The organism is Amphibacillus marinus (assembly GCF_900110345.1).
GTDB classification, from domain to species: Bacteria; Bacillota; Bacilli; order Bacillales; family Amphibacillaceae; genus Amphibacillus_D; species Amphibacillus_D marinus.
In genome coordinates, this window is sequence record NZ_FODJ01000007.1 from 77,692 (window position 1) to 98,066 (window position 20,375).

The 20,375-nt window shown below is 39.0% G+C and carries 17 protein-coding genes and 1 other annotated feature (1 of these 18 running past the window's edge); of the genes, 11 read left to right on the forward strand and 6 right to left on the reverse strand.

Annotated features, from left to right (window positions below; translation table 11 throughout):
• Positions 1–46: a binding site (T-box leader), on the forward strand (it extends 188 nt beyond the left edge of the window).
• 96 nt (positions 47–142) lie between these two features.
• The gene (gene serA, locus BM000_RS10515; protein ID WP_091497873.1) at positions 143–1,729 is read left to right on the forward strand and encodes a phosphoglycerate dehydrogenase; all 1,587 of its coding nucleotides are present in this window, start codon (positions 143–145) and stop codon (positions 1,727–1,729) included.
• Positions 1,730–1,877: 148 nt separating this feature from the next.
• Positions 1,878–2,276 (forward strand): DUF2500 domain-containing protein, encoded by a 399-nt coding sequence (locus BM000_RS10520; RefSeq protein ID WP_091497876.1) that lies wholly within the window; start codon positions 1,878–1,880, stop codon positions 2,274–2,276.
• A 236-nt stretch (positions 2,277–2,512) separates the two neighbouring features.
• On the opposite strand, the gene BM000_RS10525 is transcribed toward BM000_RS10520, so the two are convergent.
• Positions 2,513–3,874, reverse strand: coding sequence for an MATE family efflux transporter (locus BM000_RS10525; protein ID WP_091497878.1), 1,362 nt, complete (start codon positions 3,872–3,874; stop codon positions 2,513–2,515).
• A gap of 23 nt (positions 3,875–3,897) precedes the next feature.
• Positions 3,898–4,470 (reverse strand): TetR/AcrR family transcriptional regulator, encoded by a 573-nt coding sequence (locus BM000_RS10530; RefSeq protein WP_091497881.1) that lies wholly within the window; start codon positions 4,468–4,470, stop codon positions 3,898–3,900.
• Between the two features lie 143 nt (positions 4,471–4,613).
• Between BM000_RS10530 and BM000_RS10535 the strand changes: the two genes are divergently transcribed.
• Positions 4,614–5,669, forward strand: coding sequence for a saccharopine dehydrogenase NADP-binding domain-containing protein (locus BM000_RS10535; protein WP_091497884.1), 1,056 nt, complete (start codon positions 4,614–4,616; stop codon positions 5,667–5,669).
• Between the two features lie 41 nt (positions 5,670–5,710).
• Here BM000_RS10535 and BM000_RS10540 read toward each other — a convergent pair whose 3' ends face one another.
• The 4 genes from BM000_RS10540 to BM000_RS10555 form a co-directional block, all read right to left on the reverse strand.
• The gene (locus BM000_RS10540) at positions 5,711–6,433 is read right to left on the reverse strand and encodes a hypothetical protein (protein WP_091497886.1); all 723 of its coding nucleotides are present in this window, start codon (positions 6,431–6,433) and stop codon (positions 5,711–5,713) included.
• Positions 6,426–7,307, reverse strand: a complete 882-nt coding sequence (locus BM000_RS10545; RefSeq protein ID WP_091497889.1) for an ATP-binding cassette domain-containing protein — start codon at positions 7,305–7,307, stop codon at positions 6,426–6,428. The genes BM000_RS10540 and BM000_RS10545 overlap by 8 nt, the downstream gene beginning before the upstream one ends.
• A complete protein-coding gene (locus BM000_RS10550; RefSeq protein WP_091497892.1) occupies positions 7,297–7,680 on the reverse strand; it encodes a GntR family transcriptional regulator in 384 nt (127 codons plus the stop codon). Before BM000_RS10550 ends, BM000_RS10545 begins: the two co-directional genes overlap by 11 nt.
• 664 nt (positions 7,681–8,344) lie before the next feature.
• On the reverse strand, positions 8,345–9,118 hold the full coding sequence (locus BM000_RS10555) for an HAD family hydrolase (protein ID WP_091497894.1): 774 nt from the start codon (positions 9,116–9,118) through the stop codon (positions 8,345–8,347).
• Between the two features lie 407 nt (positions 9,119–9,525).
• Here BM000_RS10555 and BM000_RS10560 point away from each other — a divergent pair, with 407 nt between their 5' ends.
• The 8 genes from BM000_RS10560 to walK all read left to right on the forward strand — a co-directional run bounded on the left by BM000_RS10560 (position 9,526) and on the right by walK (position 20,375).
• Positions 9,526–10,467 (forward strand): DUF2232 domain-containing protein, encoded by a 942-nt coding sequence (locus BM000_RS10560; protein ID WP_091497897.1) that lies wholly within the window; start codon positions 9,526–9,528, stop codon positions 10,465–10,467.
• Between the two features lie 39 nt (positions 10,468–10,506).
• Positions 10,507–12,480: a DHH family phosphoesterase gene (locus tag BM000_RS10565; protein WP_091497900.1), complete on the forward strand. Its 1,974-nt coding sequence runs from the start codon at positions 10,507–10,509 to the stop codon at positions 12,478–12,480.
• Complete coding sequence (gene rplI / locus BM000_RS10570) at positions 12,477–12,923, forward strand: 50S ribosomal protein L9 (protein ID WP_091497904.1); 447 nt, start codon at positions 12,477–12,479, stop codon at positions 12,921–12,923. The genes BM000_RS10565 and rplI overlap by 4 nt, the downstream gene beginning before the upstream one ends.
• 150 nt (positions 12,924–13,073) lie before the next feature.
• The gene (gene dnaB, locus BM000_RS10575; protein ID WP_091497907.1) at positions 13,074–14,441 is read left to right on the forward strand and encodes a replicative DNA helicase; all 1,368 of its coding nucleotides are present in this window, start codon (positions 13,074–13,076) and stop codon (positions 14,439–14,441) included.
• Between the two features lie 197 nt (positions 14,442–14,638).
• Positions 14,639–15,931: an adenylosuccinate synthase gene (locus tag BM000_RS10580; protein ID WP_091497910.1), complete on the forward strand. Its 1,293-nt coding sequence runs from the start codon at positions 14,639–14,641 to the stop codon at positions 15,929–15,931.
• Positions 15,932–16,194: 263 nt separating this feature from the next.
• Positions 16,195–17,640, forward strand: a complete 1,446-nt coding sequence (locus tag BM000_RS10585; RefSeq protein WP_091497912.1) for a M23 family metallopeptidase — start codon at positions 16,195–16,197, stop codon at positions 17,638–17,640.
• Positions 17,641–17,838: 198 nt separating this feature from the next.
• On the forward strand, positions 17,839–18,540 hold the full coding sequence (gene yycF / locus BM000_RS10590) for a response regulator YycF (protein WP_091497915.1): 702 nt from the start codon (positions 17,839–17,841) through the stop codon (positions 18,538–18,540).
• 5 nt (positions 18,541–18,545) lie between these two features.
• Positions 18,546–20,375, forward strand: a complete 1,830-nt coding sequence (gene walK / locus BM000_RS10595) for a cell wall metabolism sensor histidine kinase WalK (protein ID WP_091497917.1) — start codon at positions 18,546–18,548, stop codon at positions 20,373–20,375.

Sequence of the window (20,375 nt, forward strand, 5' to 3'; positions counted from 1 at the left end):
CAAAACTAGGGTGGTACCGCGGAAACCAAAGCTTTTCGCCCCTTACTATTAATGTGAGGGGGGAGAAGCTTTTTTAATTTCTTATTATTACCAATGCAGATTTGTCGATTAATTATTCAATAAAAACAGGGGGAATGTTCACATGACTTATCGTGTATTAATTAGTGATCCTTTAAGTGAGGATGGTATTTTTCCACTAAGGCAAGCCAGCACTATTAAGGTCGATGTAAAGACTGATTTAACTGAAGCGGAACTGGTTGCTATGATGCCAATGTATGACGCACTGTTGGTAAGGAGCCAAACAAAGGTAACAAGAGCAATTATTGCGGCAGCCGCAAACCTTAAAATTATTGGTAGAGCGGGTGTGGGTGTCGACAATATTGATTTAACAGCAGCTACTGAGCATGGTGTAATTGTTGTCAATGCACCAGATGGTAACACCAACTCAGCAGCCGAGCATACAGTCGCTATGTTAATGGCTCTAGCCCGAAAGATTCCTCAAGCCTACTACGCACTAAAGCAACAGAAATGGGATCGAAAAGCCCATGTTGGTGTGGAGCTGAAAGGCAAGACGTTAGGCGTTATTGGCTTAGGTCGAATTGGACGTGAGGTTGCTTTAAGAGCTAAAGGGCAACGCATGAAGGTAATGGCCTATGATCCGTTTTTGACTGAAGAGAAGGCGGACCAGTTAGGGCTTATCAAAGGAACGGTTGATGAGGTGATTAAGGTCGCTGACTTTATTACCATTCATACACCGTTGCTTAAGGAGACGAAGCATCTCATTAATGCTGATGCAATTAGTAAGATGAAGACAGGTGTTCAAATTGTGAATTGTGCCCGTGGGGGTATTATTGATGAGGAGGCACTTTATCAAGCAATTGTAGCAGGTAAGGTGGCGGGGGCAGCATTAGATGTATTTGAGCAGGAACCAGCAACGGACCATAAGCTACTTCAGCTTCCGCAAGTCATTGCCACACCACACTTAGGGGCAAGTACAATTGAGGCACAAGAATCTGTTGCGGTTGATGTGAGTTATGATGTCGTTCGCTTACTAAATGGGGATTTAGTCAAGAATCCTGTTAATCTTCCTTCAGTACCTAAGGAAGTAATGAAAAAAATTGAACCATTCTTCTATTTAGCTGAGAAGCTAGGGGTATTTTTGACCAGCTTAACGAAACAGGTGATTAAAGAGATTAATATCTATTACTCTGGAGAACTTCATGATGTTGAGGTAGGACCATTAACAAGAAATACGATTAAAGGGCTACTAAAGCACCATTTTGGTAACCACATAAATGATGTGAATGCGGCTTATTTAGCCGAACAACAAGGCATTTTAATTAATGAGCATATCACCAGCCATTCAGAAGGGTTTATTAATCTAATTAAGGTAGAGATTAAGACGGAAGATGGTACAAAAACAGTAGCTGGAACGTTGCTACAAGGCCTAGGTCCACGTATTGTTCAAGTAGATAGCTACAATGTTGATTTGGTTCCAGAAGGTCATATCATATTCATTCGTCATCAAGATCAACCCGGGGCAATAGGAAAAGTGGGAACATTATTAGCGAAGAACCAAACGAATATTGCGACAATGCAGGTCGGTCGCTCAACTGTTGGTGGAGATGCCATTATGCTGTTAACAGTGGATGAGGAAGTGACAGAGCAAGATTTAGCACTGCTAAATAAAACAAATGATTTTAAAGAGGTTACTGGGGTTGAGTTATAATTAGTAGGGGTACTGACAGGGCTATTAGCATAGATTATAGATAAGGAAGCTTAATTAAAAGAACCAAGCCTGCTAGTCTACGCGCTTTTTAACTGCTATAATTTAATCATACTTATGGGCTTATTCAATTAGAGAAAGGAGTCTTTAAATGGATGATTATTTTTATACAGGTCCAGGTGACATGATGTTTGAATTGGTCCCAATCTTTATCTTTGTCGTCTTTATTGTTGTTATTGGTGGACTAATCTTCTCAGCGGCTAGAGGCTTTCGGCAATGGAACAAAAATGAAAAATCTCCTAAACTAAATGTTAACGCTGTTGTGAAATCGAAGCGAACGGATTATGTTAGCTTCGCAGGGTCTCACCAGCACCCCGGCTCAGCTCAAACCGATTATTATGTAACATTTGAGTTTGATAGTGGCGATCGATCGGAATTTAAGCTGTCAGGTAAACAGTATGGTATTCTATCAGAAGGAGATACGGGCCAACTAACCTTTCAGGGTACCCGCTATTTAAGCTTTAACAGAGAGCGAGCGACTGCTCTCTAGACTAAAACAGGCTAACTATAGAAAGTCAATAGTTAGCCTGTTTTAATTTTAATGGACTTGCCTACATGGTGTTAGAGGAGGATTTTTTAACAATGATAGTCGGAAGCTCTAGGAATAGACTCTAGCAGGAATGGCATAAGCCCCGATCGCCGCAAGAGAGCGCTTATTACTGGATCAAGTAAACCCCCAAACTTACATTAACTAACAAATAATAAAGAATTACTAAACCATATTAATTATGTCTGTAATTGCTTCGTTTTAACCCGTGAAATAAAGCGTAGGCGAAATAGAAAGCCAACAGCAGCACTTGTTAGACCAATAAGAATACCAATCCATAATCCAAATGGACCGACAGCAGTAAAAGTAGCTAACAAGTAGCCAATTGGAATACCAAGTAACCAATATGATATAAGTGAGATAAAGAATGGAATCTTCACGTCTTTATAGCCCCGTAAAACCCCTTGTAGTCCAGACTGTGCCCCATCTGAAAGCTGATATAAAATGGCGATCAAAAAAAGCTGCCCAGCAAGTTCAACGACACTCGCATCAGTAGAGTACCAGCTGGCAATCTGTTCACGGAAAAAGAACATAAATGTAGCTGCAATACCTAGAATACCGATCCCACTAGAAACGCCTAAAATACTATATTGCTTAGCAGCAGCTAGCCTATCCCCACCAACTGAATAGCCAACTACAATAGTTAACGCCATTGCAATACTTAATGGCATCATAAACACCATTGAACTAAAGCTAATCACGATTTGATTGGCAGCCACTGCTGTGGTAGAAAACATGACACTAATTAATAACGTAACGACAGAAAAAATACTTGATTCAAAGAAAATTGTCAGACCAATCGGAACCCCAATTGATAATTGCTCCTGCCAAGCAGTCAGCGATGGTTTGTTCCACTGAACAAATAGTTTAAACTGTTTAATAGCATCGAGCTTAAAGATTAACAGGATATTAATCAACAGAATGACCCAGTAAGTTGCACCAGTGGCATACCCTGCGCCAATACCGCCTAGCTGAGGGAAACCGAAATTTCCAAAGATAAACAAATAATTCAGTAAAAAATTAAAGGGAACAGCAGAAATGGTAATGAACATTGAAATGCGAGTCATTCCTTGTCCATCATAAAAATTACGTAAAACGTTAGAGATAAATAACGGGATAATACCAATAGAAAGTCCAATTAAATAATGTTTAGCAACAAAATGGACACTTTCCTCTGGCTGCATCCAGTTAAGCACCGGATTTAATAAGAGTCCTCCAATAAGGATGACCAAGACGCCAATTATAATGGCAAGATAAATAGCTTGATTAATAATCCCTTGAATGCGGTCTTTTTCCCGTTTTCCTAAGGCATGTGCAATGAGTGGAGTAACAGCCAACATGACGCCATTAACGCCCGTAAACACGGGCGACCATAAACTAGCGCCTATCGCAACACCAGCCAAGTCGCTTGTTCCAACCCGACCTGACATAATCGTATCGACAAAGCTCATCATCGCTAAGCTAACTTGCGTAATTAAAATTGGCCAGAGAAGTTTTAGAAATAACTTTAGTTTATCTTTAAGTGTAGCAGCATGGTACATGCCTAATCCCCCTTATTTGTTCGCTAACAAATACCATTCCAGAATATTGACCAAGAAGCGTTCATTTTCTCTTTCACCCGTTCCTGGTCACCATAAATCAACTCCACTTCAATCGAATCTAACAATGCAGAAAAGGCTAAATTGACTTGGCTGGCATCAATTCTACTAATTTCACCTTCAAGAACGGCTTGCTCGAATCGAGGTAAGTAAATCGTTTCAATATCAAGGATATACTGGTTTACTTGTTTATTAATAACAGGATATAAATGCTTTGGTGGCAAAAATGTGTTTCGTAGCCAGAATTTTAGCCGGTCATCATGATCAAAGCGAACGAGATAACTAGCCAAAACGTTTTCTAAAAAATGTTTTAATGATAGCTGCTCTTGCTCTGAGAAAAACGCTTCCTCTCGCTTTCGTTCAATTTCAAAGGTTTCTCTAATTAAAGCCAAAAAAAGCTGATCCTTCCCCTGGAAATGAGTATAAATGGATTGTTTTTTTATCCCAACCGCCGTAGCAATTTGAGCTAAAGATGTGCCATCATAACCATGCGCTGCAAATAGCTGAAGCGCGGCCTGTTTAATCTTTTCAGCAGACATTTATTACACCCTTCCTGACGAACGTTCGTCAAAATAGTTTACCAAATTAATTGTATTTAAGCAATTGTTAAAATAGCAAGTAATAACAAGGTTTTCATGCTAGTATAGGGATAATATTAGATTACCGTTTGGAGGGAGTAATAATGAAGCGGATACTGGTGATTGGTGCGGGTGGTGTGTTAGGAAGACTTATTTGCCATGAATTAGAGCAAATAATTGTTGAGCCTATTCAGTTAATGGTAACGGACTACAAAAAGGAACGGGCTGAATTGTTATTACAGCAGTTTGAGAGCGTTTCGGAATGGCGGTATCTTGATGTGCATAACCAAGAGCAAGTTAGCGATGTTGTTAGAGGAGTTGAACTAGTTATTGTAACTGTTAAGCAACAGCAGCCTTTTATCCAGCAAGCATGCTTTGACCAGGAAATTGTCTGTATTGATGTCACTCCATTTTATCCATTTGTTAAGCAAGTCCAACAACTAGCAACATCATATGCAACGCCACTAACCGGCTCAGTTGTAATGACGGGCTTTATCCCTGGCTTGTCAGGACTTATGATTAACGACCTGGGTCATGCCTTTACTGAAATAAACGAAATTAATGTTGCCCTCTTGCAAAATACGAACGCTAAAGTTGGCATAACTGGGGTACTAGATATGCTAAACATTATTGCACAGCCAGTGATCAGAAACGGACAACAGATAAAAGGATTTACTAAATCGAGATTAATGGGCTTTGGCGAAAGCGGGCTAAGTAGAAAGGTCCGTTTAATTGAGCATGATGAAAAACAGCTATTACAGCAACTTGAGAAATGGTCAGGAGTTGAGCTATACTATTGGACAGCTTGGAATCGTCCTTTCTACAATGCAATAATTACTATCGTGCAACGGCTCGGGCTATTGCAGAAGGTTGGCCGCTTTGCCCGTCTGCTTGAAAAAGGGGTTAGCCATAATCCTGAGAAGTCAGAAACGGCATATTTAACTGTGGAGATAACCGGTAACATAGCAGGACAGGTAGTAACGAAAACGTTGCGATTAGAGACACGATCAGATTACGCTTTAACAGCAAAGGTTACTGCTGCAATTGCCAAGCATCTGCTTGGCAATAAAATTTCCGGTGTTGTTGCCATTTCTGAAGTAACTGAGTTATCGCATTTACTTGCTATGATAAAAAGCGAGTCAATTAAGCTGTCATTATAAAAGAAGTTGCGTGCTAATTAATAACACGCAACCCAAATATATTAGTGGGGCTTAATAGGCATTTGCTTTGTTAAGGCTCTAATCGAATAAAGTGTTAAGCCAATTAATACAAGTGTAACAATGGCTGCTATAGAGAGTGAGGGTGACGGGTTCGTATAATCAATAAACCCTAAAAAAGAAGCTTCTGCCTGCCAAACAAATTCAACAATAAAGACAAGTAACAGTCCAATTGGAACAAAAAGAATGCCGAGAAATTTAAAGCGATAAAACCCTACAGCCACAAGCCAGCCACCGAGATAGTAGCTAATCAAGATAAGGCTCATCATAATCGGAATGGCCCATTCTGGTAGTGCGAGTATCGTTAACTGCGGCATAGGGGCATGCCAGCTAAAAAAATTAAAGAGACTATTTAGAAAGATAGCAGTGATCATGATCGTGATAACTAGACCAACCGCAGCAAAGCTTGATGCACGGAAAACTTCACGCCGTGTTAGGCCATTTTGAATAAAATGGCTAAATAAATAAAGAAACATAATTAAACTTGTTACAATTAAAAAGCCACGTGAAGTCTGGGTGATTGTGAAAAAAATGTTAACGTGTTCAATGTCAATATCTAGCCAGCCATTAATTCCAATCCAGCTAATGTTCAAGGCAAATAGCGTTCCAACGATAACGATTGGAATATACCAGAGCGTCCATACCAGTTGAATTTTAAATAAATCAACAGCTAATTTTTTGGTCCGTGCTTGAATGAAATTACTCAAAATGCCCATCCTCCTCTGTTATATGAATGAATAGTTCTTGTAATGAAACCGGACTTAGCTCAAGGCCATTTTGCTGAGCAATGAGTCGCTCACTATTAGCCAGTTTACCGAATATCATCGTTGCTTTTGTCTGTCCTAACTGCTGACTATTAAGTTGTTTTCTTCCTTTAACAAATTGGTTAACCTCTTCAACAGGACCGGTAACTGTTACACCAAGATTAATGATTGACTCATAGTCTTGATCAACAAGTAGTTTTCCTTGGTCAAGAATGAGCACGTGGTCAAGTAAATATTCCATCTCAGAGACAAGATGTGTAGAAAGAATCATGAGCCGCGGGTACCTAGCCTGCTCCTCAATAAGTTCCTGATAAAAAATTTTGCGTGTCGGTGCATCCATGTTGACATACACCTCATCAAAGATGGCAATTTTTGTTCGATTTGCAAGCCCAAGTGTTGCAATAAATGCGGATTGTTGCCCATTTGATAGCTTACTAAGTGCTTTGTTTAAAGGAAAGCCGAAACGTTTTGCTAAGGCATGTGCGCAATCTAAATCAAAATTTGGTCGAAAGCGGCGGGCATCGGTAAAATAATCTGCTGCTGTATAGCTCTCTTCACTCAAATCAGTCGGATAAGAAAAGCTGACTTCAGACATAATGCGGGGATTCTCAAATGGCATTTCACCATCTATGCTAATTGTCCCTGAAGTAGGTAAACGAAACGATGCAAGTAGTGAAAGAAATGAGGTTTTACCAGCACCATTTCTACCTAATAAGCCGTAAACTTTGCCTGGCTGAAGAGATAGATTAATTTCCTTTAAAATATTTGACTTACCAAGTTGCAACGATAAGTCTTTAATCTCAATACTATAGCTCATCCCTATATCCCTCCCGGATTTTAATAAACATCTTAGTCAGCTCTTCATCTGATAAGCCCAATTTTTTTGCTTCTTTTAGCATGGGAAGCAAATAGTTAGCTGCAAATGAATCTTGTCGAACCTTTAATAATTGCTGCTTGGCACCTTCTGCAACAAACATACCAACACCTCTTTTCTTATATAAAATGCCTTCATCAACAAGTAAATTAACACCTTTTGAAATAGTAATGTGGTTAATCGTATAGAACTGGACCATTTTTGTTGTAGAAGGAATCTGGTCATGTGCTGTTAATTGCCCATTAACAATTTGATCCTCGATACGCTGTTTAATTTGTAAAAATAACGGTTTATCGTCTGAGAATGTAGTATTCAAGCATAGAACCCTCCTTTTTTGTTTTATACTAATATAGTTATATATATAAGTATATTACTTTTTCGGAGAAATGCAACCCTTTTTTGTTAAGTGTTCAACTTTCGCATACTGAAAATAGTCATTAAGCCTTGACGTGTTTATGAGAGTCGGTATGTATGACTCATGTTGACTTTCTTATCAGGTTGGCGCTTTATATCGTTCCGAAAAGCAATGGATTCGCCTTCCGCGGGGCTGGCTTCGGGCCTACAGGATGTACGTCAGCTAGACGTTGTCCTAGGACGGGGCGGGTTTAGTCTAACATCCCCACTTGATTGAGTATTCATCATGAATGAATCTGTTTAAAATTAGGAGTAGAAGGGGAAATAGCGCTTATTATCGGTCATCCTGCTAATGTGTTGGCATTTGCTGCTTTAAAAACCGAACGCTACTATACTTAACGACCGACAAGGTGTGGTTCTAATACTGACATAAAACGAACATATCTCCACTAAGGGTTAATGTCAATCCATAGACTTAATCCTTCGCCTACACAGCCAGCTTAGCTAAACCAGGATATATTAATGCGAAAGTTGAGTAATAAATAATAATGTGTTAAAACAACAAAAAAAATTAGTAGCACAAACCATGACGACGGTCCGTCCTACTAATTTTTAGTATGGTTCTTTTATTTATTTAAAATAATTGGGAGGATCTCAATTAAAGACTTTACTTCATATGTAGGTTTCACAGCTGTAATCTGTTGATTATGATGGTTAATCCAAATGTTTTTTATACCTGATCGGTTTGCACCAAGGATGTCGGTCATTAAATTGTCACCAATCATCATAGCTTGACTTGGGGAAACGTGAGCTTTTTCAAGAGCGTGTTCAAAGATCGCAGGATCTGGCTTTCCTTTGCCAAATTCGCCTGAAATGATAATATGATCAAACCGCTTAGCAATTTCTGGCGTAATAGCTAGTTTCATCCGTTGCAGTGATGGGGCACCATTTGTTAACAAGAGTAACTGGTAATTGCTCTTCAAAGCATCTAATACGTAAAAGGTGTCTTGATAAACAAATGGTCGCTTTTTGCGCTCGGTTATAAAGCGCTTGGCTAATTCTTCTGCAAGTTTTGAATCGTCTACACCACAGGTCTTGAGGCCATTGTGCCAAGCCTGATGCTGATAGTCCTTAATTATGCTATGCAAAGCCTGAAATGACTTACCAGGATCATTAAATGTTCCCCACAGTCCCTCAAACGGATTAATACCGATCATCTGTGTAAAAGGGTAAGTAGGGTAGCTTTTATATAGCTGATCTGCTTCAGCTCGCACAGCATCCTCTAATTGCTGTGGGTTACACTGGGATACGGTGAGGCAGGTATTTTCAAATGACTTTTTAATACTTTGCTTATCCCAAAGCAATGTGTCGTCTAGGTCAAAAAAGATCGTTGAAATCATAAAATAAGCTCCTTTTTAATGATTACTGGTGTTATTGCCAATTAACTGACTGTATGGCTCTTAGCATAAGCAAAGCATCCAAGTATATTAGAAGTGGAGATTGGCGGTCACTAGAAATGCAATTTGTTCCTTTAGTCATAGCTGTGGTGCTAACAAGCAGGTCTTTTTTTTAAAAAAAGATCCACTGATTGAAGCTCTAGTTTATTATAACAATTAATTTAGTGAAATAAGTGTTTTTTCGAAAAAATGCGATTATTAAGGAAATGGCTTTAGTTTGTCATTCTTCTTTTAAATCGCTATAATGACTTATAAATTAAATTATTTTGACAGATTAAGCTTTGCTTGCATGAGGCACAGTGGTTATGCTGTGCTTTTTCTAAGCTTAATAACAATTGAGGTGTCCGCTTATGCAAGATCATGTAAGACATTTAATAAGGGAAAGTCTCATTACAGCTACTTTGTTTATTGCTATATTAGCTATAATGCTCTCCATACCGGCTTTTGCTATTATTAGTTTGTTTCTCTTACCGCTACCATTTATTGTTTTTAGCTATCGACACGGATGGAAAAAAGCAACACTGTTAGGCATCATAGTAATGGCAATAGCAGCAATAATTTCCTTAAGTTTAATTCTATTTATCTTACCGCAAGCTTTTTTACCGATCTTAACGGGTATATTGATTGGTCAAGCTATCCGTGGGAAGCGTCATCCATACGAAGTTTGGGCGCAAGGAGCATTAGGGGTCGCGCTAGGGTTAACTGTCTTATACTTTACGACTGAGTTTGTTTTTGACATCAGCTTTGCAACCGAATACCAGCTTATGATTAAGGAATCATTGCACGCTTCCACCCTTATTCTTGATGCAATGGGTATGGATTGGTCTGCCCGTGATTTAGAGATTATTGAAGAGCAGATGCTAATGATATTAGATCTAATTCCAGCCATCCTACTAATAATATCAATATTTGTTGCATGTGTGGTTCAATGGTTAGGCTACCGAACTTTGCGTCATGTTACCAAAGAACGCTTCTACTTTCCTCGTGTGCGAACCTTTAATCTGCCTAAATTTACGCTATGGCTTTTTCTAGTAACGATGCTGATTGCGTATTTTGAGGTAAGTCCTATTATTAATGGAATTGTTCTTAATTTTTCAACGTTATTAGGGCTATTATTTTCAATGCAAGGAATTTCGTTTGTTTTCCATTATGTTTATATGACTCGAAGATCAAAGTGGATCGCTATTTTAAGTGTGGTCTTAAGTATTATCTTTTTACCGATAGGACTTTATTTGACTAGAATCTTAGGTATAATTGATGTAGGATTTATGATGAGACAGAGAATAAAGTAATATAAGCTTAAATGCTAATTACATGAGGAGCTGACTGCTATGCAGAAAATTTTTCGCTCACTAAAAATCAGTCACCATATTATTTATACATATATACTAGCATTTCTGCTACTTGGATTCACATGGTTTTTGCAGTGGATATTAGGGCTAATTATGACAGTGCTATTAGGGTTGGCGTTATACTATACAATCCGTTCAGAGCAACAATTGACTGACCAAAGAGAGGAATATATAACTACGCTGTCCCACCGTGTTAAGAAAGTCGGGGAAGAAGCATTATTAGAAATGCCAATTGGTATTGTCTTGTATAGCGAGCAATACCAAATTGAATGGACCAATCCCTATTTAAACCGGTTTGCTGATGGAGAAACGTTTGTTGGCAATGCCCTAGACACGCTTCATGAAGGATTAGTTGCAGCAATTAGGGAGGATAAAGACCATGCAATTATTCATATTGATAGCTACAACTTTCACGTTACCATAAAAAAAGAAGAGCGATTACTGTATTTGTTTGATCGTACCCAACAAGCGGAGATTCAGAATCTTTACCATAATGAACAAACTGTATTAGGCGTAATTTTCTTAGATACGTATGAAGAAATTACCCAGACGATGGATGATACGGCAAAGAGTAAAATGAATTCTCAAGTGACATCCATCTTAAATGATTGGTCGAATCAATACGGAATTTATTTAAAAAGAACATCCCAAGAGCGCTTTCTAGCAATTATGAACCAGCAAATTCTTGCTCAGCTTGAAAAAACAAAATTTGATATTCTAGATGAAGTAAGAGAGCTGTTATCCGATAATAAAAATGTCCCACTAACTTTAAGTATTGGTGTTGCATTAGGTGGTGTGTCACTTCCTACTTTAGGCGAATTAGCGCAATCAAGCCTAGATCTAGCTCTGGGCCGTGGTGGTGACCAGGTTGTTGTAAAAGATGACACGGGAAAAGTTCGCTTCTATGGTGGCAAGACAAACCCGATGGAAAAAAGAACGCGAGTCCGAGCGCGTGTAATATCTCATGCTCTAAAGGAACTGGTCAAAGAAAGCGACCAAGTGTTTATTATGGGACATAAAGCACCTGATATGGATTCAATTGGTTCAGCAATTGGTATTTTAAAAATTGCGATTGCAAATGAAGTTGAGGCCTACATTGTAATAGATGAGGCCGACTTGGATACTGGTGTTGCGCGGTTAATTGCTGAAATTCGTAAGACAGATTTATGGGAGCACTTTATTTCAGCTGAAGAATCACTTGAGATGGTCACAAAGTCAACGCTGTTAGTCGTGGTTGATACCCATAAACCTTCTTTAATTATTGAAGAGCGATTATTAAGCAAAACAGGACACGTCGTCGTCATTGATCACCACCGAAGAGCAGAGGAGTTTATTGACCACCCTACACTCGTTTATATGGAGCCCTACGCGTCATCGACAGCAGAGCTGGTAACAGAATTGCTAGAATACCAGCCACGTACGTTAAAGTTAACGATGATTGAATCGACAGCTTTATTAGCTGGAATTATTGTGGATACTAAAAGTTTTACTCTAAGAACAGGATCAAGAACGTTTGACGCAGCATCTTATTTAAGATCAAAGGGTGCCGATACGGTTTTAGTGCAACGCTTCCTTGAGGAAGACCTTGAAATTTATATAAAGAGAAGTCGACTTATTGAAAGTACAGAAATACTGTATGGTCATATAGCAGTTGCACGGGCTAAACCTGGGCAGACCTTTGGGCCTGTTGTCATCGCTCAAGCAGCCGATACATTGCTGACCATGAGTGGTGTAGTTGCATCTTTTGTCATATGTGAGCGACCAGATGGAAGGATTGGTATAAGTGCCCGTTCATTAGGTGATGTAAATGTTCAATTAATTATGGAGCAAATGAACGGCGGTGGTCACCTAACAAATGCAGCCACTCAATTGGAAGGTGCAACGATTGGAGCTACTTATGAACAATTAATTGATATTATTGCTCAATCTATTGAAGGAGGAGAACAAGAATGAAGGTTATCTTTGTCCAAGATGTCAAAGGAAAAGGAAGAAAAGGGGAAGTAAAGAATGTTTCTGAAGGTTACGCACGTAACTATTTATTAAAAAATAACTTGGCTGTTGAAGCAACTGCTGGTAATTTAAAGGGTCTTCAAGCGCAGAAACAAAAAGAGGAAAGAAAAGAGCAAGAGATTGTTGATGAAGCAGAACAATTAAAAATAACATTAAGTAAGCTTGAAGTTGAAATTAAGACAAAGGCTGGCGATGCTGGTCGCCTCTTTGGTTCAATTACAAGCAAGCAAATTGCAGATGAGCTTTCAAAAAAACATAAAATAAAAATCGATAAGCGTAAAATTGAATTGGATCAACCGATTCGAACATTAGGTTATACAAATGTATCGGTAAAATTACATCCAGAGGTATCTGGTGAAATTAAGGTGCATGTTATCGAAGCATAAATTTTTTGAGAGAGGCGTGCCTCTCTCCTTTTACACAGCTAACAGAAGGGTGTTGTAAAAATCTTGGCGAATGAAAGCAAATGCTATTGTTCATAGTAATAAGGAACAGCGGCTAGCTTTCTAATTGCAAACGGTTAGGAGGAATCGCTTATGGCTAATGATTGGGAAGAGCAACGAACCCCGCCACATAATATTGAAGCAGAACAAGCGGTTATTGGGGCTGTGTTTCTTCATCCAGATGCCATGTCAACAGCTGCTGAATTGCTATTACCGATGGACTTTTATCGTGCTGCACACCAGCGGATTTTTCATGTTATGATTCAATTGACAGATCGAAGTGAGCCAATTGACTTGGTTACGGTTACGACAGCGTTATCAAATGCAAAGCTGCTTGAAGAGATAGGGGGCGTTTCTTATTTAACTGAGCTAGCCAATTCAGTTCCGACAGCTGCTAACATTGGATACTATGCCCGAATAGTTGAAGAAAAGGCATTACTTCGACGATTAATTCGGACAGCTACCGATATTGTAACGGAAAGCTTTAGTAAAGAGGATGATGTTGAAGAAGTTCTAAGTGAAGCTGAGAAGAATATCTTAGAAGTTAGTAATCGAAAAAATGCAGGGGCATTTAAGAATATCAAAGATGTCCTTATTAATGTTTACGATAATATTGAGACATTACATAAGCATGATGGAGATGTAACGGGAATTCCCACTGGTTTTCGTGATTTAGATAAGATTACTTCAGGCTTTCAGCGCAATGATCTTATTATTGTTGCAGCACGTCCGTCGGTAGGTAAGACGGCGTTTGCCCTAAATATTGCTCAAAATGTGGCGATAAAGACTGATGAGAATGTCGCGATCTTTAGTCTTGAGATGGGCGCAGAGCAACTTGTTAATCGGATGCTCTGTGCCGAGGGCAATATTGATGCTCAGCGTTTAAGAACGGGGAAGCTTGAAGCTGATGATTGGGGTAAGCTAACGATGGCTATGGGGAGCCTTTCCAATGCAGGCATTTATATTGATGATTCACCAGGTATCCGCGTAAATGAAATTCGCTCTAAATGCAGACGGTTGAAGCAAGAGCATGGATTAGGCATGATTTTAATTGATTATTTGCAATTAATTCAAGGTAGTGGAGCGAGTGCAAAGGAGAATAGACAGCAAGAGGTGTCAGAAATCTCGCGGTCGTTAAAAGGATTGGCTCGTGAATTAAACATCCCGGTTATAGCGCTGTCGCAGCTCTCCCGTGGGGTTGAATCACGTCAAGACAAAAGACCAATGATGTCAGATTTGAGGGAATCTGGAAGTATTGAGCAAGATGCTGATATTGTTGGTTTCCTTTATCGCGATGACTATTATGATAAAGAATCTGAAAAACAAAATATTATTGAAATTATTATTTCTAAGCAACGTAACGGTCCAGTTGGTACAGTCGAACTTGCTTTTGTAAAAGAATACAATAAGTTTGTTGATTTGGATCATCGATACCATGATGCGGATATTCCACCAGCTTAAGTATTTTACTAACTAGTCTTTTAAATAGGCTAGTTTTTTTGTTTAATTAACGTCATGATCAAAGGCGAACAAAAAAACACAAGTTTGACTAAACGTTCGTTATTTGAATTGACATCTGCTAATAAGATTGGTACACTATCCATGGTTAAACTGTAGATAAACGATATTAATATAAATAGAATGGCGGAGGTGCCGTAATGACATCAGTAGTCGTAGTAGGAACACAATGGGGAGATGAAGGAAAAGGTAAAATCACTGATTTTTTATCTCAAAATGCTGAGGTAGTTGCACGTTATCAAGGGGGAAATAATGCAGGACATACCATTAAATTTGATGGGGTGACCTATAAGCTACACCTTATCCCATCGGGCATATTTTTTGAAGATAAGCTTAGTATATTAGGTAATGGCATGGTTATTGATCCGAAAGCAATTGTTGAGGAGCTTGCTTATCTAGCAGACAAAGGTGTTAAAACGGATCAATTAAAAATTAGTAATCGCGCGCACGTTATATTACCTTATCATATTAAGCTTGACTTACTGCAAGAAGAAGAAAAAGGTATTAACAAAATTGGTACAACGAAAAAGGGTATTGGCCCGGCATATATGGATAAAGCTGCTCGTGTTGGTATTCGAATTGCCGATTTATTAGATAAAGAAACATTTCGGGAAAAATTAGAGCAAAATTTAGCTGAAAAAAATCGCCTTTTTAAAAAAGTGTATGAGGTTGATGAGGTTAAGGTTGCTGATATCATTGATGAATATTATCAATATGGTCAACAAATTGCTAAATATGTTGTTGACACCTCAGTTGTTTTAAATGATGCCCTAGATCAAGGCCGTCGTGTTTTGTTTGAGGGTGCTCAGGGCGTTATGTTGGATATTGACCAAGGTACATATCCATTTGTTACTTCTTCTAATCCGATTGCCGGTGGTGTTACTATAGGATCAGGAGTTGGCCCATCAAAGATTAATCATGTCGTAGGGGTATCAAAAGCTTATACGACACGTGTGGGTGATGGACCATTTCCAACAGAATTGCATAATGACATTGGTGAAAGAATTCGTGAAGTAGGTAATGAATACGGTACAACAACGGGTCGCCCACGACGTGTTGGTTGGTTTGACAGTGTCGTGGTATCACATGCGCGTCGTGTAAGTGGGATTACTGACCTCTCATTAAACTCCATTGATGTGTTAACAGGCATTGAAACGTTAAAAATTTGTGTTGCTTACCGTTATCAAGGTGAGGTCATCAAGGAATTCCCTGCTAGCTTAAAGGTCTTAGCAAAATGTGAACCTGTCTATGAAGAATTACCAGGCTGGACGGAGGATATTACTGGTGTTACAAGCCTTGATGACTTGCCAGCAAATGCGCGTCATTATTTAGAGCGTATATCACAACTAACCCAAATTCCATTATCAATTTTCTCAGTTGGTCCTGATCGCAGTCAGACTAACGAGATTCGAAATGTTTACCGACTTGTTTAATTAAAATTAAGAAACAGCTGAATGCACTTAGGAAAAAGTGGCATTTGGCTGTTTTTAATTTGCCCAAAAAAAACAGCATTTACAGACCCGCTCATAATAAACAAGACCAAGTCACCAAAATATGCCGATGTTACAAATGATGGGTTCAATTATACAGTTTCGTTACATTCTAGTAAAAAGGGTTTAAATCTAAATGATTGATGTGGTAATCTACTAAGGTCAGTAAATTCACTATGAATCGAATGGTTCGGGAGGATAAGACTATGAATCTGCTAGAAAAGCTTAATATAAATCGAAATTATATCCTATTTGGTTTACTCCTTATTTTTATTTTAATCCAAATTATTGGGCATAAGACAACACATGTTGTGCATGCCGAATCAAATGATGAGTCTGTAGAGCTACCAACTATTTATCATGTCTATCTTGATGATGATTACATAGGTAGAGTAAGTGATGAAGACGTTGTTTATAATACCATTAATGACCAAATAGATGCTGCTGAAGAGGATTCTGCTTATACATATACATTGGCTCAAGAGCTTGCGCTTATACCAGAACGTGTCTTTCATAAAGAACTCTCTGATGATCAGGTCTTAGCAGAGCTAGCTGAGAAAGCAATCATTCAGGTTGATGCGGTTGCTTTAATGCTTGGTGATGAACTGGTTGGTTATTTCGCTGCTGAGGCTGAGGCTGATCAGGTTTTATTTGAATATAAAAGTAAGTATGTAGGCGAAGATATTCTTGAAGACTTTGTAAAACAAGAAGCTGATAAGATCGATCTTGCACTAGACGAATCTATGATTCTAGATATTACGTTATCTAAAGAAGCTACTAAAAGTAATGAAGTTGTTTCAGAAGATGAGCTTTTAACGGTAAATGAAGGTATCAAGCTAATAGAAAAAGGAACCCTTGAAGATAAGCTCCACAAGATAAAAGCAGGTGACACACTATCTTCAGTTGCTGCTAGTTATGATTTATCTGTTGGCCAATTACTTGAACTAAATGATGAATTAAATGAGGGTACTGTTCTACAGCTTAATCAAGAACTTAATGTCACAGATTATGTATCTTTTGCAGATGTCATTGTCTATCAAGAAGAAAGAGTTGAAGAAACTATCGAATTTGAGAAAAAGATAGAGAAATCAGACGACCTGTATGTTGGGGAATCAGAACTTAAACAGGAGGGTGAGGACGGTAAAAAAGACGTCCATTACTCGCTTAAAATAGTAAATGGTAAAGAAGTTGAGCGTGATTTGCTTGAAGAAACTGTTATTACAGAGGTTGTTGATGAAATTACTATAGAAGGTTCTAAGGTCATTCCATCAAGAGGAACAGGTGATTTCGTCTGGCCCGCTGTTGGGGGGTATGTCTCAAGTGGCTACGGTCCACGTTGGGGTAGCATGCACAATGGTATTGATATAGCCAGACCGTCGAATAGAAATATTTTAGCAGCAGATAATGGTACGGTTGAGAAGGTTAGCTATGACGCTAATGGCTATGGCCACCATATTGTAATTAATCATAACAATGGATACACGACACTCTATGCGCACTTAGCAAGTGTTGATGTTAGTGTTGGAGACACAGTACCACAAGGGACAACAATTGGACAAATGGGAACGACAGGTCGTTCAACTGGTATCCATTTACATTTCGAGGTTGCTGAAAATGGCTCAAGAATAGATCCAAATGGTGTACTAAATTAAGTCTGGGTTTAAGTGGCTAACAGATAGTTTTATAACCCAGTCCTAAGAAACACGCATAATAACTGATAAATAGGAAACCTCTGCTCATTTGGATTGTTGGCAGAGGTTTTTGCTTAAGGTTGTGTAAAGAAAGACTTTTATGATAAAGTACGATAAAATAAAGCTAGTCATTAATTTACTGAACTAGGAGGCTGTAAAGTGAGTCATAAAATATTAGTTGTTGACGATGAAAAGCCAATTGCAGATATATTAAAGTTTAACTTAGAAAAGGAAGGGTACGAGGTGGTTTGTGCTTATGATGGTGATGAAGCAATTGAATTGACCAATAAAGAGAACCCTGATCTTTTATTATTAGATATTATGCTACCGAAACGAGATGGCAATGAAGTATGCCGCGAAGTCCGTAAAACACACAATATGCCAATTATCATGTTGACAGCAAAGGATTCAGAAATTGATAAGGTGCTAGGACTTGAACTCGGTGCCGATGATTATGTGACAAAGCCGTTTAGTAATCGCGAGGTTATCGCGCGTGTTAAAGCAAATTTGAGACGCCAACAACAACCGGCTGATCCGGTAAGTACAACCAAGGATATTAAAGTTGGCGCGCTAACGATTCACCCTGATGCATATGCGGTTACCAAAGAAGGAAAACAGGTCGAACTTACGCATCGTGAGTTTGAATTGCTTCATTATTTAGCGCGTCATATCGGGCAAGTCATGACTAGAGAGCACTTATTAGAGACGGTCTGGGGCTATGATTATTATGGTGATGTTAGGACAGTAGACGTAACGGTAAGGCGCTTAAGAGAGAAAATTGAGGACAGCCCAAGTAATCCGCTCTGGATCATTACAAGACGTGGAGTTGGCTATTATTTACGCAATCCTGAACAGGAGTAAAAGCTATGAGAAAAGAAAGCTTTTTTCAATCAATTAGATGGAAAATCACTGTAATTATGATCTTGCTTTTGCTTTTAGCAATTCAAGTTATTGGGGCTTATTTTGCACAGGGATTAGAATCTGATTTAAAACAAAGCTTTGAGGAGACAATTGAAGAACGGTTAGAGGTTCTGAGCTACAATATTAAAGATGCTTTTTTACAGGATCGGCCAGACGATGGGACTGGGCCAACTTTGGAAGAGGATATTGCTGAGATTATTGGTTTATATGGACAAAGTGATTCTTTCACCAGAGTCCAGGTGGTAAATCGCCAGTTTCGAATTGTTGGGACCAATACTCAAGCAGATGACGTTGGTAAACTTGTTACTGGTGATAGCAGTGTGCGTCCAGCGATTATGTCAGGTACACCTATTCGTTCCATTCAACGGAATCAAGCAACCGGTGAGCGTCATCTCATTAATATTTATCCAATGTCTAATAATGAAGATGGAGAGCCGCTTGGTGCCATTTATTTAGAAGCTTCAATGGAAGATGTCTATCAACAGCTCGCTACGATTAATCGTATTTTCTTAAATGGAACGCTAATTGCGATTGTTATTTCAGTATTAATTGGAATTCTCGTTGCGCGCTCAATTACCAAACCGATTACTGAGATGAGAGAGCAAGCGAAGGTTATGGCAGAAGGCGACTTCTCGCAACGAGTAAATGTCTATGGTGTTGATGAAATTGGTCAGTTGGCCGACACGTTTAATGAGATGAATGAGAAGTTAAAGACGGCTAATCATACAACAGAGGAAGAAAGGCGTAAGCTTAGTTCGATTCTTTCTAATATGTCTGACGGTGTGATGGCAACTGATGAGCGTGGGCAGATAACATTAATGAATGAACCCGCTGCTCGATTAATTGGCCAATCCTTTGAAAAGGTTCAGGGTAAGTCTATTTTTGAGATTCTACAGCTAGATAATGGTGCCGAAGATTTCTCAGAGATGCAGGACTCAGGAACTGTTACCATTGATTTTAGTAGCGATGAGCAATTTTTGCTTGTGAAAGCTAACTTCACCATTGAACAGGATGAGGATAGGAACTTTGCAGGTGTTATTACCGTTTTAAGTGACGTAACAGAGCAAGAAAAAGTAGAAAAAGAACGAAGAGAGTTTGTTTCAAATGTATCACATGAGCTCCGAACGCCGCTTACCACCATGCGAAGCTACTTAGAGGCTTTAAGTGATGGTGCTTGGGAGAATAGAGATATTGCGCCACAGTTTCTTGAGGTTACCCAGAATGAGACAGAGCGGATGATTCGCCTTGTCAACGATCTCCTTCAATTATCAAAAATGGACCATAAGGAGCAGGAGATGAATAAGGAACGTGTTAACGTTATTCCTTTTTTTCATCATGTCCTCGATCGCTTTGAAATGAACAAGGATGAGAGTACTGTTATTGAGCGTCAAATTCCAAGAGAGAGTATCTTTCTATGGATGGATAAAGACAAGGTTATTCAAGTTATTGATAACATAATGTCAAATGCACTTAAGTATTCTCCAGAGGGAGGCAGCATTAGGTTTCGTCTTACAAGAGAGTGGAACCGTGTTAAAGTTATGATTGCTGATCAAGGTCCAGGTATTGCAACAGAGAAGCTTGATAAGGTTTTTGACCGTTTTTACCGTGCGGACTCAGCACGGTCTAGAAAGCTTGGTGGGACAGGCTTAGGCTTGGCCATTGCCAAAGAGATTATTCAAAATCATCATGGTCAAATTTGGGCCGAAAGCTCAGAAGGCAGCGGCACTAAAGTATTCTTCACGTTACCATTGATTGCGCGTAAGAGGGGGGCCTAG